Annotated in this window: 18 protein-coding genes; 17 read left to right on the forward strand and 1 reads right to left on the reverse strand. The window is 58.1% G+C overall.

The features are described from left to right. Positions 1-47 precede the first annotated feature (47 nt). Entirely contained in the window at positions 48-929 is an 882-nt protein-coding gene (locus VV869_RS07845; RefSeq protein ID WP_337734433.1) for a LysR family transcriptional regulator, read from the reverse strand. A 271-nt stretch (positions 930-1,200) separates the two neighbouring features. Between VV869_RS07845 and csrD the strand changes: the two genes are divergently transcribed. The 17 genes from csrD (at position 1,201) to VV869_RS07930 (ending at position 20,650) form a co-directional block, all read left to right on the forward strand. Next, positions 1,201-3,129, forward strand: coding sequence for an RNase E specificity factor CsrD (gene csrD / locus VV869_RS07850; RefSeq protein WP_337734434.1), 1,929 nt, complete (start codon positions 1,201-1,203; stop codon positions 3,127-3,129). Between the two features lie 256 nt (positions 3,130-3,385). Next, positions 3,386-4,783, forward strand: a complete 1,398-nt coding sequence (locus tag VV869_RS07855) for a PilN domain-containing protein (protein ID WP_337734435.1) — start codon at positions 3,386-3,388, stop codon at positions 4,781-4,783. Next, positions 4,780-5,415 carry a type II secretion system protein GspM gene (gene gspM / locus VV869_RS07860; protein WP_337734436.1) on the forward strand — a complete coding sequence of 212 codons (636 nt, stop codon included), beginning with the start codon at positions 4,780-4,782 and terminating at the stop codon, positions 5,413-5,415. Before VV869_RS07855 ends, gspM begins: the two co-directional genes overlap by 4 nt. Beyond that, positions 5,408-5,737, forward strand: coding sequence for an MSHA biogenesis protein MshK (locus VV869_RS07865; protein WP_337734437.1), 330 nt, complete (start codon positions 5,408-5,410; stop codon positions 5,735-5,737). Before gspM ends, VV869_RS07865 begins: the two co-directional genes overlap by 8 nt. Positions 5,738-5,751: 14 nt before the next feature. Continuing rightward, the gene (gene mshL, locus VV869_RS07870; RefSeq protein WP_337734438.1) at positions 5,752-7,395 is read left to right on the forward strand and encodes a pilus (MSHA type) biogenesis protein MshL; all 1,644 of its coding nucleotides are present in this window, start codon (positions 5,752-5,754) and stop codon (positions 7,393-7,395) included. Between the two features lie 2 nt (positions 7,396-7,397). Continuing rightward, positions 7,398-8,246: an ExeA family protein gene (locus VV869_RS07875; protein WP_337734439.1), complete on the forward strand. Its 849-nt coding sequence runs from the start codon at positions 7,398-7,400 to the stop codon at positions 8,244-8,246. Further along, entirely contained in the window at positions 8,243-9,457 is a 1,215-nt protein-coding gene (locus VV869_RS07880) for a tetratricopeptide repeat protein (RefSeq protein WP_337734440.1), read from the forward strand. The genes VV869_RS07875 and VV869_RS07880 overlap by 4 nt, the downstream gene beginning before the upstream one ends. 5 nt (positions 9,458-9,462) lie before the next feature. Next, positions 9,463-11,178, forward strand: coding sequence for a GspE/PulE family protein (locus VV869_RS07885; protein WP_337734441.1), 1,716 nt, complete (start codon positions 9,463-9,465; stop codon positions 11,176-11,178). A 21-nt stretch (positions 11,179-11,199) separates the two neighbouring features. Then, positions 11,200-12,420, forward strand: a complete 1,221-nt coding sequence (locus tag VV869_RS07890; protein WP_337734442.1) for a type II secretion system F family protein — start codon at positions 11,200-11,202, stop codon at positions 12,418-12,420. A 28-nt stretch (positions 12,421-12,448) separates the two neighbouring features. Continuing rightward, entirely contained in the window at positions 12,449-12,889 is a 441-nt protein-coding gene (locus VV869_RS07895; RefSeq protein ID WP_337734443.1) for a hypothetical protein, read from the forward strand. A 37-nt stretch (positions 12,890-12,926) separates the two neighbouring features. Further along, positions 12,927-13,502, forward strand: coding sequence for a prepilin-type N-terminal cleavage/methylation domain-containing protein (locus tag VV869_RS07900; protein ID WP_337734444.1), 576 nt, complete (start codon positions 12,927-12,929; stop codon positions 13,500-13,502). A 20-nt stretch (positions 13,503-13,522) separates the two neighbouring features. After that, positions 13,523-14,077 carry a type II secretion system protein gene (locus VV869_RS07905; protein ID WP_337734445.1) on the forward strand — a complete coding sequence of 185 codons (555 nt, stop codon included), beginning with the start codon at positions 13,523-13,525 and terminating at the stop codon, positions 14,075-14,077. Between the two features lie 99 nt (positions 14,078-14,176). Continuing rightward, positions 14,177-14,671, forward strand: coding sequence for a type II secretion system protein (locus tag VV869_RS07910; protein WP_337734446.1), 495 nt, complete (start codon positions 14,177-14,179; stop codon positions 14,669-14,671). Continuing rightward, complete coding sequence (locus VV869_RS07915; RefSeq protein WP_337734447.1) at positions 14,661-15,368, forward strand: type IV pilus modification PilV family protein; 708 nt, start codon at positions 14,661-14,663, stop codon at positions 15,366-15,368. Before VV869_RS07910 ends, VV869_RS07915 begins: the two co-directional genes overlap by 11 nt. Then, positions 15,368-16,120: a prepilin-type N-terminal cleavage/methylation domain-containing protein gene (locus VV869_RS07920; RefSeq protein WP_337734448.1), complete on the forward strand. Its 753-nt coding sequence runs from the start codon at positions 15,368-15,370 to the stop codon at positions 16,118-16,120. The genes VV869_RS07915 and VV869_RS07920 overlap by 1 nt, the downstream gene beginning before the upstream one ends. Further along, a complete protein-coding gene (locus tag VV869_RS07925; protein WP_337734449.1) occupies positions 16,110-16,538 on the forward strand; it encodes an MSHA biogenesis protein MshP in 429 nt (142 codons plus the stop codon). Before VV869_RS07920 ends, VV869_RS07925 begins: the two co-directional genes overlap by 11 nt. After that, the gene (locus VV869_RS07930) at positions 16,535-20,650 is read left to right on the forward strand and encodes a DUF6701 domain-containing protein (protein ID WP_337734450.1); all 4,116 of its coding nucleotides are present in this window, start codon (positions 16,535-16,537) and stop codon (positions 20,648-20,650) included. Before VV869_RS07925 ends, VV869_RS07930 begins: the two co-directional genes overlap by 4 nt. The last annotated feature ends 88 nt before the right edge of the window (positions 20,651-20,738 follow it).

Here is a 20,738-nt window from a genome sequence, read left to right on the forward strand (position 1 = left end):
AAAAAGCAGCGCCCGGCGCTGCTTTTTTGTTGGCTGGAAATGATGCCTCAATCGGCGTTGGCTTTTTCCTTGATGAAGTCGATAAACAACTTGGTTTTCACGTGGTTGTATTCGAGTTTGGGGTAATAGGCGAACGCAGCGCTCCGGGGTTGCTTCAGGGCGGGCAGTACCGGGACCAGCAGGCCTTTGCACAGCTCGCGCTGGACCATTTTCTCCCCGGTCAGGATAATCCCCATTCCGGCAACCGCGGCGGCAACCAGGGCTTCGGGGTTCTGGGTGGTGAAATTACCGCGCAGGCGCAGGCGGACGTTGTTTTCAAATACATGCTCCTGCTCATGACCATGGGTACCGAACAACAGGCAGTTATGCTGCGCCAGCTGCTCCGGGCTGCTGATGTGCGGCTTGTTGTCCAGGTAGCTCGGGGCGGCATAGAACCCGGGCTGGAAGGTGAACAACCGGGTTGCAATATAGCTGGCCGAATTGAAGTCGGTCAGTTCGCGGCTGATGAAGACATCCAGGTTGTGATCGGGTAGCTGGCCCGGAGTCACCGTGTGCAGCTCGACCTGAATGTTGGGGTAGGTTTCGATAAATTCGGCCAGGTAATGGACCAGCAGGCGGCTGCCGGTGGCCAGCGGGGCCCCGATCCGCAGTACACCGCTGACCTCGCCGTAGGTTGACGTGGTTTCAGCCAACATCTGCTGCCAGTCTTCCAGCAATCGGGCGCTGCGCTGATAAAACAGTTTTCCGGCATCGGTCACGGCCAGGCTGCGGGTGGTTCGTTTGAGCAGTTGTACCCCCAGCTGTTGTTCGAGCCAGGTCAGTCGCTTGGACAGCGCGGAGCTGGAGGTATTGAGTTTGGTCGCGGCCTGGGCCAGAGAGCCTTGGTCGACAACGGTGACAAAACTGTTTGTACAAGTGATCCAATCCATTCTTTTTATCCGCAGGCGGTGACGGTAACCAGTTGACCCATCATAACAAACTGGACGGGAACTGCTTAGTTTCCACTTGCCAGCGGCGAGAACGGGTCAGCGTCAGTGCACCGCGCTGTTCTTGGGATCAGCTTCAAAAGGCTTAAGTTTACAAATTGTTAAAGTGTCGGCTCACCCACTGACCTCCCGGGTCGGGAGTGGTACTTTGCAATTTTCACCGGTAGGTTTGCCGCCGGAAATATCGTCCATAACCGAGTTCAGTTGGATTTTTATGAGAAAAGCCTCAGGGATGAAGTTGACCAACCGCCTGGTGGCGTTTGTGACGCTCATTGTGATTTGTGCCATTTTCGTCATTTTCATTGGCGGTGCCGTCAGCTTTCGCAAGCTGGGACAGGATTATCTGACCCATTATCTCGATGGGGTGGTGGCGGTGATTGATCAGGAGCTGGCCGACCCGCAGGGCGCCGATTCCCTGTCGCGCTGGCTGCCCAAATTACTCAAGGCCAGTAACGTGGTGGAGCTTGAAATCGCCAGCCCGGCCGGAGTGATGTACGCCTATAAGGGGCTGCAGCCGATCAATGATCCGGCGGCCCTACACCAGGACCATTATACCCTGAGCCATAATCCCGGCTTTACGGTACACTTAAAATCCATCCCGCCGTATACCGAATTTACCTACTCCATCGGGGCCATGTCGTCTATTACTCTGGCGGTGGTGATCATTATCCTGGGTCTGGTCTGGGGGATGAACTGGTTGCGCCAGCAATTGTATGGCTCTGAGTTGCTCGAGCACCGCGGGCGGATGATCCTGGCTGGGAAAGTCGATGACAACGCCGTCGGCGACGAGCTGGAATGGCCGGCAACGGCCAGCCTGGCGCTGGATCAGATGATTGCTGAGCTCAAAGATGCCCGCCAGGAGCGCAGCCGTTTTGACACCTTTATCCGGACCCATACCTTTTTGGATCAGCTGACCGGTGCGGCCAACCGGGTGCTGTTTGACAGCCGATTGCAGTCACTGGTGCAGGAGCCGGAAACCCACGGCGCAGTCCTGATGGTCCGAATTGCGGATTGGGAAGAGCTGCTCGCCGAGCAGGGCAAAGAGGTGGCGGATGAGCTGATCCAGGATGTCGGGATGATCCTGTCCAACCTGATCCAGCGCTACCCCGATACGGTGCTGGCCCGTTATTTCGATGCGGAGTTTGCGATTTTGTTGCCGCAGCAACCGGCCAAAGAAGTGAAACAGTTTGCCAACCAGTTGCTCAAAGCCCTGGATCGGCTGGATCCCCCGGCGCCGCTGCAGCCGGACAACTGGTGCCATATCGGGATGACCTACTGCGCCAGCGGAGATCGCCGGGGACGGATCATGGACGCTGCAGATATGGCGTTGCGCAGTGCCCAGCTGCAGGGCACCAACAGCTGGGATACCTTCCAGAAAGCACCGCAGTTTGAAGAAGGCCGGGGCAGCGTGCGCTGGCGCAGTCTGCTGGATCAGGCGTTTGACGGCGGTGGGGTGCTGTTGTACCAGCAACCGGCGCTGACCCTGGATCACCAGGTGATCCACCGGGAGCTGCTGGCCCGGATCCCTGATGAGCAAGGGAAGCTGATCAAAGCGTCCCATTTCTTGAGTGCCGTGACCCAGGTGGGCTACCACACCAGGATGGACAAGGCGGTGGTGGCGAAGACCCTGACCATGCTCAAACAAGGACCGGTCGGGGATGCCCTGTCGGTGAATGTCAGTGTCGAAGCACTGCTGGAGAAGACATTTGTGCGCTGGTTGCGTGATGAGTTGTTGCAGACCCCGAGAACGGTGCTCAATCGCCTGTCGTTTGAAATTCCGGAAAGCAGTCTGGTCAAGCACCTCGATGCGATGCGCCCGGTGGCCCGGATGCTGGTGGGGCTGGGCTGTAAGCTGGTGGTCGATCAGGCCGGTCGCACCATTGTCAGTACCCACTACATCAAAGACGTGAAGGCCGATTACATCAAGCTGCACCGGGGATTGATCCGGGGCATTCACCAACGGCAGGAAAACCAGCTGTTTGTCCGCAGTATGCTGGGGGCCTGTGCCAACTCAGCCGCGCAGGTGATTGCCGTCGGGGTGGAAAATGACCAGGAATGGCAGGTGCTGAAGCAATTGGGCGTTCAGGGCGGTCAGGGGCGTTTCTTTACCCATGAAATGTCGTGTGACTCGAAAGAGGTCTAACCTCTGGTATCTGAATGACAAGAAAATACTATATTATTAATAAAATATCCTTATAATAGTCAAATTATTGACGGGTTGGCATTATCCGTATTTTCGCGTTGCAAAGAAGACCTATGGTAGAAAGGCTGGCTGGAATTTCATGAAATCTAACCCGTTGCTTAACAGATATTTTCAGAAGAAAAGACGGATAAAGACGGCAAGCCTGGCGATTTTTACCGATTCCATCACGCTTGTTTATGAAAGTGACACGGGATGGATGTGTGATCAGCAGGCCGCGGTGACCCTGGAAGAGCGAGTCGCGACGTTGACCGGGCTGATCGCGCGTCATCAGCTGGATGGCGCGCAGTTCCGCCTGGTGCTGGGCCATGGCCTGTACCAGAGCATGCTGATCGAAAAGCCGGATTTACCCCGCGACGAGTACCCGACGGCGCTGCCGTTTCTGGTCAAAGATTTAGTCAACGAATCGCCGGCTTCGCTGGTTGCTGACGGTTTTCCGGCGCCGCTGAAAGAGCGGCTTCAGGTATTTGTCACCGGCCGGGACCAGGTGATGCAGTTTGTCCGGGCCTGTACGGATGCGGGCGGGACGGTGGCGCTGATCACTGCTGAAGAAGTGGTGTGGGGCCAGCTCACGTCACCGACCCTCAACCAGCTGGTGATGCACCGCCGTTATCAGGGCAACCTGCAACTGACGGCTTTTCAGGGCCAGGAGATGTGTTTCCAGCGCCTACTGCGCGGCTTTCCTGTGCCGTTGCTGTCGCCCTCTGAAGGCGATGAAATGGCCACTGCATTGCAACTGGACAGTCTGGCCCTGGAGCTGCAACGCTCCCTGGATTTCCTTAGCGCCCAGTTGCGCGACACCCCGATCACACAGTTGCTGATCGCCTGCGATGATGAAGATGACGACGCGCTGGCGGCGGCCTTGCGTCAACGCTTGAGTGTGGCGGTCCATGCCGTCACGCCTGTGGAGCCGACATTGGCCGGCAATGCGGCCCGGATCGCCCAGGCCGCCCTGACCGCGCCGCTGGATCGCGGCATTAATTTCTACAGTGATACCCTCAAACCGCAAATCCGCTTGATGACGCTGCAAAATGTCGTGCTGAGCTGGCTGCTCGGGGTGGTGGTGATCGGCTCGCTGGCCGGTTGGCTGGGCTGGCAGAACTATCACCAGGCCCAGCTGCTGGCTGCGGAAAAGACCCGGTTGCAGGCCAAGCAGGATGAGCTGGATCGGGCCAAGGTTGCCCTGGCCAAACATATTCCGAGCCAACTGAAAGTCGAAGTTGCCGGGGAGCTGGAGCAACACCTGGCTGCCCGTCAGGCGACGCTGGCGGCAATCGAAATGCATGATGACAGCCTCAAAGTGGGGTATGCCGGGATGCTGCAGCAGTTGTCGCAGGCAGCCAGCCGCGATATTTCCGTGCAGCGGATCCGGGTCAGCGGCCAGCAGATGGATCTGGAAGGCATGGCCCGGACCCCGGATGCCGTCCCAAACTGGTTGCAGGCGTTTCAGGCTCATCCGGCCCTGGTGGAGCGCCGCTTTGAACAAATGACCCTGGGGCGTGATGAGCGCAATGTAGTGACCTTCGCGTTGCATGCCGAACGTCAGGCGGAGGAGCCGCTGGGGCGTGCGCTCTCAGAAGTGGGGAACACGCAGTGAACTATTGGTACAAATTGAGTGAGCGCTTTGATCTGCTGACTCGCCGCGAGCAAGGGCTGATCCTGGTGTCAGGATGGACGGTGCTGCTGTTTGTCGGCTTTATGGTGGTAATTGAACCCAGAATGCAGGCATTGGATTCGGTTGAGCGGCAAATCCTGTCGTTAGCCGGCCAGCTATCCAGCAACGAGCAACAAATCGATCATATTCAGCGCAAGCTGCAACGGGACCCGAACCGGGAGATTGAACAGAAAATCAATACCCTGGCGCGGGAAAACGAGGCTCTGGAAGCGACACTGCAGCAACGGGTGGCCAGCCTGGTTAGCCCGATGCAGATGTCGGCACTACTTGAGCAGGTATTGAAGCGGACCGATCGGCTGCGCTTACTGTCGCTGACCTCCATGCCGTCCGCCCAGCTCATCAGCGGGAAAGACGAAGGTTATTACATCCACCCGGTTCGGCTGACCTTGCGTGGCCGGTATTTTGATTTGGTGGACTATCTGGGTCAGCTCGAAGCCCTGCCGGTGAAATATTACTGGCGCAGCCTGAATTACCAGGTCGATACCTATCCTTGGGCAGAGATTGAGCTGGAAGTATACACCCTAGGGGAAAGTAAGGATTTTATCGGTGGTTAAAGCAGGTTTATTGGGCGCGGTTGTCCTGGCCGCGTTGGCCGGTCCGGGTTGGGCTGCCCAGGATCCGACGGCCCCCTTCGGTTGGCAGGCTCCGGCACAGACAAAGTCCGTTGTCCGGGCGCGGTTGCCCCAGTTGCAGGCGGTGGTCTGCGGCGGACCGGGCGGCTGTCTCGCCATTCTAAATAACGCCCCGGTAGCGTTGGGAGAGCGCATCAGCGGGTACACCCTGGCTGATATCCGGGAAGGGACTGTGACCCTCAGCCGGGGTGAAAAGCGATGGCGTTTGGAAGTGTTTGCCGACGATATCAAAACAAACGATTAATTGAAGTGGTTAAGATGCGTGGATTTTTTCTAGGGGTTGCTTTGCTGTCGCTGGCGGGCTGTTCAACCCAGATGGGACACCGGGATCCGGTCGAAATTAAAGGGGCGCTCAATGAAGCGGCCAACGAGGCCAACAGCCGTCCGCTGACCGAGCTGCCGCCGTCGGTCCAGGCCGATTTGCTGCCGCGGGTCGAGTTGCCGGATTATGCCCCGGTCAGCGTGCTGGAGAAGCGATTCCGGGTCAATGCCCGGAATGTCGAGGCACGGGCCTTCTTTGGCAGCCTGGTCAAAGGGACGGCGATGAATATGGTGATCCACCCGGAAGTCAGCGGGCGGATTTCCCTGACGCTGCGTGACGTGACCCTGGATGAAGTGCTGGCCGTGGTCTCGGACATCTACGGCTATAACACCACGCGCAAAGGCAATATCATCCAGGTTTTCCCGGCCACCCTGCGCACGGAAGTGATCCCGGTCGATTACCTGCAACTCAAGCGCCGCGGGATCTCGCTGACTTCGCTGACAACCGGCTCGATCACCAGCAGTGAGTCGAGCACCTCGCGCAACAACCGCGACGGCGAAGACAATAACAGCAACAACTACTCCGAAAGCAATGCCACGGCGACCGGCGGCACGACCATTGAAACCACCTCGGAAAGTGATTTCTGGCAGCAACTGGAAAAAGCCGTGCAGGCCATGATCGGCACCGGCCAGGGCCGCAGCATTGTCGTCTCGCCGCAGGCCAGCCTGATCTCGGTCCGGGCGTTCCCGAACGAGCTGCGCGAAGTGAAAACCTTCCTGGGGATTTCCCAGCAGCGCCTCAAGCGCCAGGTGGTGCTGGAAGCCAAAATCATGGAAGTGACGCTGAGCGACGGCTACCAGCAGGGGGTGAACTGGAGCAACATCACCAAGACGCTGGGCGGCACCAGTATTAATGTCGGCCGGTCCAGCATTAGCGAAACCTTGCCGGGCGGTAATGCGATTGCCTCGCTGCTGGGCGGCCAGACCAACATTACGATTTCAGACGGCAACTTCGAGTCGGTGCTCAGCTTCCTCGATACCCAGGGCGATTTGAATGTCCTGTCGAGTCCGCGGGTGACGGCGGCCAACAACCAGAAAGCAGTGATTAAGGTCGGCGGCGATCAGTATTTCGTGACGGATATTTCCGGCGGCGAAGTGAACAGCGACGGCGGGACGGCATCGCCGGATATCGAGCTGACGCCGTTTTTCTCCGGGATCTCGCTGGATGTGACCCCGCAGATTGATGATGAAGGCGGCGTGCTGCTGCATGTCCATCCGGCGGTGGTGGATGTGACCACAGAGGTGCGTGATATCGAGCTGGGAGATACGTTCGGGACCTACAAACTGCCGCTGGCGAAAAGCTCGGTGCGGGAGTCGGATTCGGTGATCCACGCCCGCTCCGGGGACGTGGTGGTGATTGGCGGCCTGATGAAATCGGCTACCAATGATCAGGTGTCGAAAGTACCGCTGCTGGGGGATATTCCGGTTCTGGGCCACCTGTTCCGCAACGTCAACAAGATTGAGAGCAAAACCGAGCTGGTGATCCTGCTCAAGCCAACCGTGGTGAGTGAGCAGACCTGGCAGCAGGAAATCGAGCGTTCGCGCGCCCTGGTCAACGAGTGGTTCCCTGACGAGGGCTGAGCATGTACCAGTCGCATTTCGGACTCAAGGCGCTGCCTTTTGCCCTGACGCCGAATACCCGCTCGTTCGTGGCGCTGCCGCCGCATCTGGAGGCCATTCAGATGACGCTGGCGGCGCTGGCCATGGGGGAGGGGATCATCCAGATCTCCGGCGAGGTCGGTACCGGCAAAACCCTGGTGTGCCGGATGCTGATCCGCCAGTTGCCGGCCCAGTTCGAGTTGGCTTACCTGCCGACCCCGGCGACCAGCGGTGATGAATTGCGCCGGGCCCTGGCCCGGGAGCTCGCGGTGAGCGCTGAGACCCCGACCGAAACCCTGACCGAGCAGCTTCAGCAGGCGCTGATCGCCCGCAAATCGGCCGGCAAAGCCGTGGTGGTGGTGATTGATGAAGCGCAGGCCCTGCCCGATGATGCCCTCGAAGCGATCCGTTTGCTGGGCAACCTTGAAACCGAGCAGGAAAAGTTGCTGCACATTGTACTGCTGGGCCAACCGGAGCTGGATCAGCGCCTGGCGCAGCATCACCTGCGTCAGTTTCGCCAGCGGATCACCTTCCGTGCCTGCCTGCGTCCGCTCGATCTGGCGGAAACGATCGCCTATATCGAGCAGCGTCTGGCTGAGGCCGGTTGTGAACGGCCGCTGTTGCAACTGGCGCAATACCGGGAGATCTGGCTGGCGAGCCGAGGTATCCCGCGTTTGATCAACCAGTTGTGTCACAAAGCATTTATTGCGGCATGCAGTCATGGCGTGCCGGCAATTCGTCGAAAAGAAGTCCTGATGGCAATTAAAGATACCCTGGGAGCACGTCAGCCGATGTGCACCTTCCCGATCCTGTGGGGATGGCACGGAGCATGAGTGAAATTAACAAACAGCTGAACGCCCTGAGCCAGCAACAATCGCGTGCCGGAACGGTGCCGCCGTTGCAGGCCGCGGTGGTCAAACCGGTGCCGTCCCATCCCCGTCGCTGGCGAGCCGTGGCGGCCGTGGGCCTGCTCGTCGTGACCGGCGGTGCGGGCTGGTGGCTGGGTGTACATGCCCGGCCGTCATCGCCGACAGATACGGTCACAGCAACGGCAGTCGAGGCAGAGACGACGGCGGTCTCATCGGCGCGGACCGAACCCCCGTTGCCGCCGCCTGATACGGCGCCGGCAATCGCTTCGGCACCGAAATCGGTATCCGGGTCAGAATTAAAGCCAGAATCAAAGCCGGATTCAAATCCGGATGCTGTGCCGGTCACGGCGGCGTCCAGGGTGGCGGTGACAGCAGCGCCCAAGCCGCAAGTACCGCAGCAAGAGGCGACGCCAATCGCAGCCCATCAACCCGCGAAGGCTGTATCCGTATCATCGCCTGCTGCTCCGCTGAAGCAAGCGACGGTTGCCGTCGCGTCGGCTGAAGCGCCTGCCGAAATCCGTGCTGAGGTAACAGGCAATGAGGCGGGCGATGAGCTGGCGGCGGATGAAGCCCTGGTGATCGAAACCGTTGAACTCGACGGTGAACAACTGGCCCGGGTGGCGTATCAGCGGGCGGAGCAAGCCCTGACAAGCGGCGACAGCCGCAAAGCGATCCGCCATCTGCGCGAAGCCGTGCAGTACCAGCCGGACTGGATCCTGGCCCGGCAAAAACTGGCGGCGCTGCAATATGGCCGCGGCGAGAGTCGTCAGGCAATGGCGACCCTGCAGGATGGCCTGGCCCTGGACGCGGACCAGCCGGATTTACGCCTGACCTTGGCCAAGCTGCTGGTCAATGAATCGCAACCACAGGCTGCGCTCAATGTGCTGAGCCAGTTGCCGGAAGAAGGCCATCATGAATACCTGGCGATGCGCGGCGCCCTGGCGCAGCAGCAGGATCAGCCCGAGCTGGCGATGACCAGCTATCAACGGCTGGTCGACGAGCAGCCCTACGATGGCCGCTGGTGGATGGGGCTCGGGATCGCCTTGGAGCGCAATCAAGCCCCGGCGCGTGCCCGTGATGCTTATCAGCAGGCGCTGTTGATGGGGCGTATTTCACAACAATCACAGCAATTTATTCAACAGCGGCTGGCGCTGCTTGAAGCGCAGGAGGGCTAAGCGCGATGCAAATCCGATTACGAAAACGACTGGGAGACTTGCTGGTCGAAGAGGGCATCGTGGCACCGGAGCAACTGGAGCAGGCGCTGAATCAGCAGCAGAGCACGGGACGTAAGCTGGGCGATACCCTGATCAGCATGGGATTTCTCAGTGAGCAGCAGATGCTGCAGTTTCTCTCCCGTCAGCTGGACATTCCCCTGATTGATTTGACCCGGATGACCGTGTCGCCGGAGGCGGCGGGCTTGCTCTCGGAAGTGCATGCCCGGCGGCTGCGGGCACTGGTGATCAGTGCCCAGGGAGATACGGTGCGGGTGGCGATGAGCGACCCGGCCGATCTGGCGGCCCAGGAGGCGGTGTTTAATCAGCTAGCGCGGTACCGGGTCGAGCTGGTGATCGCGCCGGAGCGCCAGTTGCTGGCGGCATTCGATCGCTATTATCGCCGTACACAGGAAATTGTCTCCTTTGCCGAGCAGTTGCAGGCCGAACACCAGAATCGCTCGGAGTTTGGTTTCGGCATGGACGATCCGAACAACGAAGAAGTCACGGTCGTCAAGCTGATCAACTCCCTGTTTGAAGATGCGATCCAGGTCGGGGCGTCGGATATCCATATCGAGCCGGATGCCGATGTGCTGCGGATCCGCCAGCGGATCGACGGGGTACTGCACGAGACTCTGCTCAATGAGGCGAGTGTGTCGGTGGCTCTGGTGCTGCGCCTGAAGTTGATGAGCGGGCTCGATATTTCGGAGAAACGACTGCCGCAGGACGGCCGCTTTAATGTCAAAGTGCGCGGCCATTCCGTGGATGTCCGTCTGTCGACTATGCCGGTGCAGTACGGTGAGTCGGTGGTGATGCGTTTGTTGGATCAGTCGGCGGGGATCCTCAGCCTGGAAGAAATCGGCATGCCGCCGGCGCTGCTGAGCCGTTTGCGGCGTCAGCTCAAGCGCCCGCACGGGATGATTTTGGTCACCGGGCCGACCGGCTCGGGTAAAACCACCACCTTGTACGGTGCGCTGAGTGAGCTGAATCAGCCGGGCAAGAAACTGATCACTGCCGAGGATCCGGTGGAGTATCGCTTGCCCCGGATCAACCAGGTTCAGGTGAACAGCAAAATCGGTCTGACGTTTTCATCGATCCTGCGTACGTTTTTGCGTCAGGATCCGGACATCATTCTGATCGGGGAGATGCGGGATCAGGAGACGGTGGAGATTGGTCTGCGCTCGGCCCTGACCGGTCACCTGGTCCTCTCGACCCTGCATACCAACGATGCCATCGACAGCGCCTTGCGGATGATGGATATGGAAGCGCCCGGCTATCTGGTGGCCAGTGCGGTGCGTGCGGTGTTGGCCCAGCGACTGGTGCGCCGGGTATGCCGTGACTGCGGCGATTCGGTTGCCGTGGATACCGCCGAGCAGCAGTGGCTGGCGGCACGGTTTCCACAGCATCAGGCGCGGGCGTTTCATCGGGGGCGGGGCTGCCAGAGCTGTAACTTTACCGGCTATAAAGGGCGGGTAGGGGTATTTGAGCTGCTGGAGCTTGACCAGCCGATGATGGATGCCTTGCGAGCCAATGATGCCGTGCAGTTCAGCCAAATCGCCCGCGAGTCAGCGGGGTACACGCCGCTGATCGAGTCGGCGATGGCGCTGGCGCTGGACGGGGTGACCAGTATCGCCGAAGTCATGCTACTGGGCGAAGGGGATTTGAACTTCGTCGGGGCGCAGTAATGAACCGACAGGAGAGTGGCGATGCCGACGTTTAATTACCGCGGCCGGGGTCAGCAGGGGGAGCTGAAGCGCGGCCAGATTGAAGCCGCGACCCAGGATGCGGCTGCCGATGCCCTGATGCGCCAGGGGATCATTCCGTTGGAAATCCGTCAGGGACAGGACCGGGGACCGGGGCTGGATTTTCAGATGCTGTTCCAGCGTTCAATCCCGCTGGAGGTGCTGGTGATGTTCTGCCGCCAGCTCTATAGCCTGACCAAAGCCGGCGTGCCCCTGTTGCGGGCGATGAAAGGGCTGAGTCAGAGTTCGTCGCATCCGTTAATGCAGCAGACGCTCGAAGCCGTCTCCGATGAGCTCGCCAATGGTCGCACGCTCTCGGTGGCGATGAAGCAGCATCCGCGGGTCTTCGGCGAACTGTTTGTGTCGATGATCCATGTCGGGGAAAACACCGGTCGGCTGGATGACTCTCTGTTGCAGTTAGCAGGGTATTTTGAGCAGGAAATGGAAACCCGGCGGCGGATCAAGTCGGCGATGCGTTACCCAAGTTTCGTCCTGGCGGCCATCATGCTGGCGGTTGTGGTGCTCAATGTGAAAGTGATCCCGCAGTTTACCGCCATGTTCAGTCGCTTCGGGGTCGAGCTGCCCTGGTCAACCCGATTGCTGATCGCCAGCTCGGAGTTTTTTGTCAGTTACTGGCCGCTGATGATCGGGGCCGGGGTTGCAGGTTGGATTGGCACCAAGATGTGGCGCCAGACGCCGGCCGGCCAGGAAAAATGGGATGCCTGGCGGCTCAAGGTGCCGATTGTCGGGGGGATTGTGAATCGGGCGCAGCTGTCACGCTTTTCACGAACTTTTGCCCTGATGATCCGGGCCGGGGTGCCGCTCAATCAGGCTATTCAGATGGCGGCTGAAGCCCTGGGCAACCGGTATCTGGAAAACCGCCTGCTGGAGATGAAAAACGGCATTGAAAGCGGCAGCTCGATTGCCAGCACGGCCAACCGGGCCGGGGTGTTTACCCCGTTGGTGCTGCAGATGATCGCGGTCGGTGAGGAAACCGGGCAGGTCGATGATCTGCTGTTGGAGGCATCTGATTTCTACGATCGGGAAGTGGATTACGACCTGAAAACCCTGACCGCGCGGATTGAGCCAATCCTGCTGGGGATCGTCGCCCTGATGGTCTTGCTGCTGGCACTGGGGATTTTCCTGCCGATGTGGAGTTTGCTCGATGTGGCACGCGGGGTTTAATTGGCGCCAGATAGCCAGGATGCGGCAGTTGTTCTGGCTAAGTGCCGGTTTAGTGATTGTCGCCCTGTTATTGATGAAAGGGCGGCAAGTGTATGAACAGGCAGAGCAGACCCGATTGTCGGTGCTGGTTCAGACGCTCCAGAGCAGTGCTGCCGGACTGCGCCAGCGCTGGGAACTGAGTGGTAAGCCTGCCCGTCAACAATTGGACGGGATCGCGTACGGATTTACCCGGCTGGGCTGGCCGGTGGTGCGTCGGGATGGCGTGCTTGATTGCGAGAAAATCTGGGTTTTACTGTCATCCCGGCAGCAACCGGTGCCTTATCAGGATTTGATCGTGCAAGGTGATGACAATAAACGTCAAAATCAGACCTGTTTTTACGAAATTAACGATAAGAAATGGGTGGCATTATTTTATGAAAGTGAGACAATGCGCATTAACGGTTTTTTGACGCTTGGTGTGAATTTGTGACGTTGTTTTGACGTTGTGAGTGAAAGGTAGGTAAAAAGTGAAAAAACAAACCGGTTTCTCGCTGGTGGAACTTGTTATCGTGATTATCGTGGTTGGCCTGCTGGCTGTCGCGGCATTGCCACGCTTTATGAATGTCACGGATGAAGCAAAAAAAGCTTCAATACAAGGTGTTGCGGGTGGCTTTGCGACAGCGGTCCTGTCAGCGCGTGCACAGTGGGAAGCGAATGGACGTCCGGTGTCAGGGAGCTACAACGTGGTGAACTACGATGGGCAGAACTTTTATCTAACCACGGCAGGGAGTGATCAGGGGGTGATCTCTGAAGGCTACCCGCTGGCTGAGTCAGAAAAGAACATTCGTCAGATTCAAAGTAGTGATTGTGCGTGGTTGATGGAGAATTTGATGCAAAACCCTCCAAAAGTCACCAGTGTCGCAGAATCGGCCACCAAGAGCGATTACGCTTACCTGGCCAAGGCTGATAATGCGCAATGTAATTTCTACCAGTTAGCGTCGGCAGCTGCCGGCTCGAACGGGGATGCCGTGTCTGCTGAGTCAGGGCATAAATTTGTGTACAACCTAGCCAATGGTCAGGTTGAAGTTCAGTTAGTGAATTAAGAAGAAAGTTGGAGTCAGTTATGAAAAGACAAGGCGGATTTACATTAATCGAGATGGTGGTGGTGATCGTCATCCTGGGTATTTTGGCGGTTACTGCGGCACCGCGTTTCCTGAACCTGCAAGGAGATGCCCGCAACTCAGCCCTGCAAGGTCTGAAAGGTGCGGTTAACGGCGCAGCTGGGATTGTGTACGGAAAAGCAGCGATTGAAGGTAAAGAGAATAGTGCTACGGCAGAAGTCGTTGGCGACATCAACACCCTTTACGGCTACCCAACTGCAAGCGCGGACGGGATTGTCAAAGCATTGGCTAACTTCAATGAAGAGTGGGTGGTTGTATCAGGTACTGGTGCGGGCGAAGGTAAGGCTGCCAATGCGACTGAAATTCTGCTGACGCTGAAGGAGTATGGGGATGCCAAGAGTAAAGATGACATTCCATATGCATGTTACCTGACTTACACTGCAGCGACTTCTGCAACTGTGGGCGCGACTGCAACTGTGACAGGCGAAGCGTGTAAAAAAGCCCCGGAGAGCAAACCGGCAGACAATACTGACGGCGGCGAAAAAGAACCTAGCTAAGTAAGATAGAGCTCTTCGGAGCTCTATTTACCCAGGGCATCGTGCGGATGCCCTGCGTAAATAGAAAGTTATTGTTATTTCTACACTTCAGGGTACGTCATGCCCGGACATCAACGTGGTTTTACCTTAATTGAACTGATAGCGGTGATTATCCTGGTGGGGATCATCAGCGTGACGGCCGCGTCGCGTCTGATCGGCCGCAGCAGTTTTGATGCCTACCTCAACCGCGATCAGGCCATCGCCCTTGTCCGGCAGATCCAGACTATCGCCATGAACCAGGGCGATGTCTCCGCAGCCCCCGATCCCTGCCACACGCTGAATGTGTCTTCAACCCGTTTCGGCGTGCCGGACGGCTGCTCTCAGACACTGGCGGCGCTCACGGCAACGGAGCATCGGATGCAATTGTCGGTCACCGGGGCACCGGTCACGGCAACCCGCTGGTATTTCAACCTGCTGGGACGGCCTTATTATCTCGATGCTGATCACCAGCCCCAACCGCTATGCCTGAACAGTTGCCGGTTGACGTTTTCTTCCGGCGATCGGGAGCGAGCAGTGATGGTGATCAACCGGGAGGGATACGTGTATGCCGAATAAGCGATGCCCGGATCTAGGGTCTTACCCGTTCCAGCGCGGCTTTACCCTGATCGAGGGGGTGATCGCCATCGTGATCCTCGGGATTGCGATGATTACTCTGACGAGTTTTCTGTTTCCCCAGGCGGAACGCTCGGCCATTCCCTTCTATCAAGCTCGGGCGGCGGCCATCGGTCAGGCGTTTCTCAACGAAATTTTATCGCGCAAGTTTGACGAGCAGTCGGATCCCAACAACGACAGCGTGCTGCGCTGCGGTGAGGCGGGCGCTGTGGCGTGCTCTGTGCCTGAGGATTCCGGCCGCTGGTTGCGGGATGATGTCGCCGCGGATGGGACCAGCCCGGAATATTTTGCGTATCTCGATCCGGTGAATGACACGCAGAAAGGCTGGGGCCTGCGGGTTCCGGCTGCCGATGATGTCGATGACTTTCATGGTTGCTGGGGCGAGTTTACGCTCTGTGGTCAGCGCTACGGCAGCAATGCGTATCCCTGGCGCGGGGTGATAGACAGTCTGTTGGAAGCTGAAAAACAGCACGCAGATACTTACCGCAACATGACGGTCCGGGTTGATGTGCGCTATGAGCCGTCGCTCAATCACGGCGATGGCGCAACATACCCGCATCAGCATAAGAAAATTGAAGTCACCGTCGATACCGGCCGTTACGGCATCTATATCTTCGTGGCCCTGCGGAGTAACTACTGATGACATCATTCCAGGCTACCCGGGGCTTTACCCTGATGGAAATGATCATCGCACTGGTGATCCTGGCGATTATTTCCCTGGCGGTGGGCAACTTTTTGCAGTTTGGTGCTCAGAGCTACCTGGATACGGTGCACCGTGACCGGTCGCAGCAGATCGCCCGCTTTGCACTGGAGAAAATGAGCCGCGAGTTGCGCCATGCCGCCCCCAACAGTGTCCAGACCGAGCAAGACGGCCAGTGCGTGGCGTTTTATCCGGTGATGGCTTCCGGTGCTTACTGGGGCAGTGCCCGCGATCAGTCGCAGCTGACGGTCGGCTGGAACAGCGAAGCGGCGCCGGACATTCGGGTCGGTGACCATGTGGCAATCGGCTATTACGGTTTTCGTGAATATGAACGTCAGCGTCTGTCGGTGGTCAGTCTGGATGTTTCCGCCCATCAGCTGAACTTAAATGACATCGCCATCGCGGACTCGCCGGGCCAGCGGTTTTACATCTACCGGCAGAAAGTCCGGTTTTGTGTCGAGCAGGGCGCGCTCTACCGTCTGGTCGGGGACGAGCCAGCCAGTCCGCTCAATCAAATTGCCGACCATCTCGTGCTGCCCGATCCGAATCAGAGCGAGCCGCAGCAGGTGTTCTCTGCCAGCGGCGGTGCGGCCAATTTCGGCGTGGTGCAAATCTTCCTCAAAGTACAGCGCGAGCGGAGCGATGAAGTCTCCCGCTACAACCATACCGTGCAGGTGATCAATGTTTTATAGCAAGCAGCGCGGCAGTGCCCTGATGGTGGCCATTTTCGTCATGACGGTGATGGCCGTGATGGCGGCGGCGATGATCCGGATTGATTGGTCGGGGCAAACCACCACCACCCGCGAAGTGTTGGCGACCCGGGCCTGGTTCGCGGCTCATTCCGGCAATGAGTACCTGCTCAGCCGTTTGTTCCCATTGGGGCAGACCACCGCCGATACGCAGGTTTGCCTGGGGCAGCCGATCACCGGATTGGATGCCGCGTTGTTTCAGTGCCGCAGCCTGACGCTGCGCTGTGAAACCCGTGAGGTCGGCACTCAATCTCATCAGCAATATTATTTAACCGCGACAGCGACGTGTGGTTCGGGCGAGATGTCAGTCACCCGGACTCAGGAAACCTGGGCCAAGGCACTATCGGACACTACACCATGAGAAAATTTTATTCATTGTTCCTTCTGGTGCTTACTCTGCTGGCCTCGGGGCGCGTATTGGCGCTGGAATTTGAATTTGGCCAGTTCACCACTGAGACCGGGTGTATTGAGCGCGGCTGTACCATTGAATTTAAAAATGCCGGTAAATATACCAAACCACCTTTGGTGTTTCTGATGCCGACTTTTAGTGAGGATAACTGGCGCGATGCGCCGTCGGCCTTGCACTTACTTGAGGTCACGACAACCAAAGCGGTGTTCCGGCAGCATATCGCGCCCTATAACCAGCAGTCGCTCACGCTGAAAAATGAAGGCCAGTGTGGCCGGGATGAAGATTACTGCCTTGAAAAAGTGCCGATGCGCAGCATCAATTACCTGGTGATTGAAGAAGGCACGATCGATCTCGGGCAGAAAGGGCGGATCCTTGCTGCCAGTCTGAAGACCAGTCGTTACATCCAGGGCGGGAGCAATTCGACCAATCACAGCCGGATGGCGGCGATCACCCCGCCGGCCGGCTTTAGCCGGCCGGGGCTGATCACCCAGTTACAAGCACGGAACGTTGATTTCTCACGGCCGGAACACTGGGTCACGGCAACAGCGGATCAGCGTGAGAACACGTTTTATGTTGCGCTGGATCGTTCGGAGGTCTGGGTGGGACATCAGGGGGCTTTTCCGACCCCGAAACAAACCATCGGTTATCTACTGGTCGAGGGAAGCGGGATTTACCGCGGCCTGGAATTCTCGCTGGGCGGCGATAGGACCCCCGATACGCTGGACAGCAAATGGCGCGGTTTTGATCAAATCACCAAACCGGTTCAAACCCAGTGTCAGGCATTGTTCAATATGAAGGACGCCTACCGGTTTAACGAGTTTCCTTTCATTATCGCGTCGAAAAACTCCCGAAGCGGCCCTGATGGCGGATTTTTAAGATTGTGTCGTCAGGTCGATACCGGGTCGAGTAAAAAAATCAGCTTTGTGAACGATGAAGACCTCAATGAGCCGAGACGGCCGTATACGAGGGAAAGTTGTGGTGGCCAGACATGTCTGGAGCGAAAACATGCCGATGAAGCCTTCGGCTTTATTGCTTTCCAGCAGAAAGTGGATTCGGCGGTATGTGAAATGTTCCCCGGACCGGCCCAGACCTGGAAAGGCAACAAGACGCATCGCCCGCATCTGTATCTGGCAACTTATGGCGGCGACACGTCGAAGTTCCCGCAAATTCTGAATGCCGCCAAAGTGAAGGGCCGGCGCTACGTGGGCTTTATTCCCGGCATGGTGGAGGACTATGGGAGAGCGGGTTGTAACGGTAGCGAGTGTATCGGTGATGTGCACTTGCGGTTACCGCAGCAGCCGGCATTGCCGGATTTTCCGGAGCCGGATGCCCATCGGCCGGTCAGCGATATCATTGACGGCAGTACTGAAACCCTGTCCCACTCGGCGAATCTGGGGGCTTTGGTGATCCAGAGAGGCGGTAAATTGCTCCTGCGCAGCGGGACCTATTTTATCGACAGTATTCGGATCAATAACGGTGGCCAGATTATTGTGCCGGCCGGTAATCAGGTCAAGTTGCACACCAAATGGCTGTCAATGAGCGAAGCGGGCTCAGCCATTTCGGCGACGCAAGATACGGAAGATCTGGTGCTCTACATCCATGCGGATCCATCGGATCGCCCCCATGGCGTCCATAACTACGTTGCCCTCGATCAGTACGCCAAGATCCGGGGGCTGGTGTACAGCGAAAAAGAAGTCGACTTGAGTAATGGCGCGGAGATCACCGGCGCGGTGACAGCGATCAGGCTGAATATGCACAACCGAACCAAGATCACCGGTGATAGTCTCTGTATCGAAACACAGCCGGAGTTCGAAGTGAGCATTACCCCGCCTCAGGGGCAACCTTTGATGTGTAAGGCGCAGCAGGTCGATTTTCATTTCCAGCCGAGGGACGGCAGTGGCGAGCGCTACAACGGTCCGTTGCATGTCACTTTGACCGGAGAGAATAACCGGCCGATCCAGGGGCAATGGTCCCAACAGGCGGATGGCCCCTGGGAGACCTTTAGCGGTCGTACGATGTCGTTCACGGTCCCGGCAACTGGTCATCAAACCAGCCTCTGGTTTAAGAGCGATCTACCGGGCAAACTCAATGTCGAAGGGCGGATCGACAATATGGTCGGTCATCCGGCGACCGGGCACTATACCTTTATACCCGGCGGGCTGGAGCTCACACCGGATACGGTCAATCTGGTGGCAGGAAAGCCGGGCACGATCACCATGACCGTTCTGGCCTGTGAAGGCGGCGCTGCCCTGGCGTCTTATCACGGCGATAAGGTGTTTGATTTAGCCACCGTCAATATTGCCCCGGTTGCCGCAGAAGCCAGCAGTCATCAAATTGCGTTGAAAGACACCGGCCAGGCGATCGCCAACCCGCAATGGCAAACCCGGCAAGGCACGTTTTATTTCAATCAGGGCCGAGCGGAAGGGATCCCGATCCGTTATCTCGATGCCGGCCAGCTGAAGCTCCGTGTGAAATGTGTCGGAGAGAGCTGCGGGGCTGCGGAGTCCGGAAATACGCAAAGTCCCCAGACAGATCCAACGGTCGGACGCCTGAGCGGAGAAGTGGGGTTGAACAGCCGTCCCTACACGTTTGCCCTGTGCCGTGCCGGGGATCATAACGTCGAGACGGCGACCGGGACCGCCCAGGGCGGGCAGGGATTTGTCCCCGCGGGAGAGATCTTTCAGGTCAAAGCCCGTTCGGTGATCTGGACCGAGGCTGATCGGAACAAGTTGGATATCGACGCGCAGGGTAATGCCCTGCGCCCGGTGGACAGCCGCGGTATGTGTGAGCGGGCGCTCACGTCAAATTTCTATGCCCCCAGCGCGCCGGACGCGACGGTGTTGCTCAATCATGCCTTGAAGACACCGGATGGCGGGCGTAAGGGCGACTTATCCGGAACGCTGTCGTTGAGCCATGATCAACTGGGGGAGGCCTTTTCGGCCAGTTGGAATGAGGTTGGTAGCCTGACGTTGCAAGGCGACAGCGGCGCAGATTATCTTGGCATGGATATTAACCGGGGTTTCCGGGATGTCGGGCGTTTTTATCCTGCTTATGCCGAAATTCAGCCGGATAATCTCCTGACTTATCCAGACGGTCAGCAAGGCTTTGCCTATTTGGGGCAGCCGTTCGACACCGAGTTCACCGTGTTGCCGAAGTCCGTGCTGGGGGAGACGGTGCGCAATTACGCCCTGTTTACACCTGGCCTGCAAGTGACGCTGGGGCTTGAGGCCGTGGATCAGTCCGGCCAGAGTTTTGGATCCCGCTACCACCCGCCACAGCCCTGGCGGCACTGGTCGGGATCTCCGAAGACGATGCAATGGCTGCTCGAACGTAAAGACTTTGACAAGCGTACCACCACCAAAGAAGCGCCCTGGAATGCCGGCAATAGCCGTTGGGGGCTGTATATCGCCGATCGGGTCGATCCGACCGGGATCCGCGCCCTGGATATGAAGGGTGGCCAGGCGGCGAATGTTGCGGTGTCCGGCAGTCCCCGGACACTGGAAATGGCACCATTTGCTCAGACGCCGGAGCTGCGCTTCGGCCGGATGACCCTGGAAGATGTGACCGGGCGCTCCGACAGCGCGGTGACGATGCCGCTGCGGGTCGAATACTGGGACGGCAGGGAATTTGTGGTTAACTCCTACGACAGTGCATCCTGGTTTGACGGTAAGCATTATTGCAAGCAGGTCGTATCGCAATCGGCGGCCCTGGACAGCACATCCCGAACTCAAGGGGCCGGAAATGTCTCGTTGGGCGAAGCGGGTTCAGGGAGATTCTCTGCGATGCCACACGAGGCCCGGAAAGGGGAGTCGGCCTATTACCTTGAACAGGTCCGCTTCTGGCAGAAATTGGTAAATCATCAGCCGGAAAAGGTCGCCTCCACGGATCAGGAGATTGCCTGTGAAACTGGATTTGCCGGATCGCAGCCGCAGCCCTGGTTGCTGTATAACTGGCGGGGCAAGGGCGATGAGAATCCTTCGGCGCTGGTGACTTTCGGTGCCTATCGCGGTAACGATCGGGTCATCTACCGGGGGGAAAAAGGTATCAATATCCTGCTCAACTAAAGAAAATGCGGATCTGTGGCAGGTTTGACAAACCTTGCCTTGTCTCGATCCGTGCCCCCTGTTACATTTAGCGCAATTTAACGATTTT

It is taken from the genome of Photobacterium sp. MCCC 1A19761 (genome assembly GCF_037389125.1).
GTDB lineage: Bacteria > Pseudomonadota > Gammaproteobacteria > Enterobacterales > Vibrionaceae > Photobacterium.

What these genes read in the sequence shown, in the direction of transcription:
- mshL (WP_337734438.1), top strand. Translation starts at nt 5,752, where the DNA reads ATGCGTGGATTTTTTCTAGGGGTTGCTTTGCTGTCGCTGGCGGGCTGT.
- VV869_RS07880 (WP_337734440.1), top strand. Translation starts at nt 8,243, where the DNA reads ATGAGTGAAATTAACAAACAGCTGAACGCCCTGAGCCAGCAACAATCG.
- VV869_RS07890 (WP_337734442.1), top strand. Translation starts at nt 11,200, where the DNA reads ATGCCGACGTTTAATTACCGCGGCCGGGGTCAGCAGGGGGAGCTGAAG.
- csrD (WP_337734434.1), top strand. Translation starts at nt 1,201, where the DNA reads ATGAGAAAAGCCTCAGGGATGAAGTTGACCAACCGCCTGGTGGCGTTT.
- VV869_RS07875 (WP_337734439.1), top strand. Translation starts at nt 7,398, where the DNA reads ATGTACCAGTCGCATTTCGGACTCAAGGCGCTGCCTTTTGCCCTGACG.
- VV869_RS07855 (WP_337734435.1), top strand. Translation starts at nt 3,386, where the DNA reads ATGTGTGATCAGCAGGCCGCGGTGACCCTGGAAGAGCGAGTCGCGACG.
- VV869_RS07925 (WP_337734449.1), top strand. Translation starts at nt 16,110, where the DNA reads ATGTTTTATAGCAAGCAGCGCGGCAGTGCCCTGATGGTGGCCATTTTC.
- VV869_RS07905 (WP_337734445.1), top strand. Translation starts at nt 13,523, where the DNA reads ATGAAAAGACAAGGCGGATTTACATTAATCGAGATGGTGGTGGTGATC.
- VV869_RS07915 (WP_337734447.1), top strand. Translation starts at nt 14,661, where the DNA reads ATGCCGAATAAGCGATGCCCGGATCTAGGGTCTTACCCGTTCCAGCGC.
- VV869_RS07910 (WP_337734446.1), top strand. Translation starts at nt 14,177, where the DNA reads ATGCCCGGACATCAACGTGGTTTTACCTTAATTGAACTGATAGCGGTG.
- VV869_RS07885 (WP_337734441.1), top strand. Translation starts at nt 9,463, where the DNA reads ATGCAAATCCGATTACGAAAACGACTGGGAGACTTGCTGGTCGAAGAG.
- VV869_RS07920 (WP_337734448.1), top strand. Translation starts at nt 15,368, where the DNA reads ATGACATCATTCCAGGCTACCCGGGGCTTTACCCTGATGGAAATGATC.
- VV869_RS07930 (WP_337734450.1), top strand. Translation starts at nt 16,535, where the DNA reads ATGAGAAAATTTTATTCATTGTTCCTTCTGGTGCTTACTCTGCTGGCC.
- VV869_RS07845 (WP_337734433.1), bottom strand. Translation starts at nt 929, where the DNA reads ATGGATTGGATCACTTGTACAAACAGTTTTGTCACCGTTGTCGACCAA.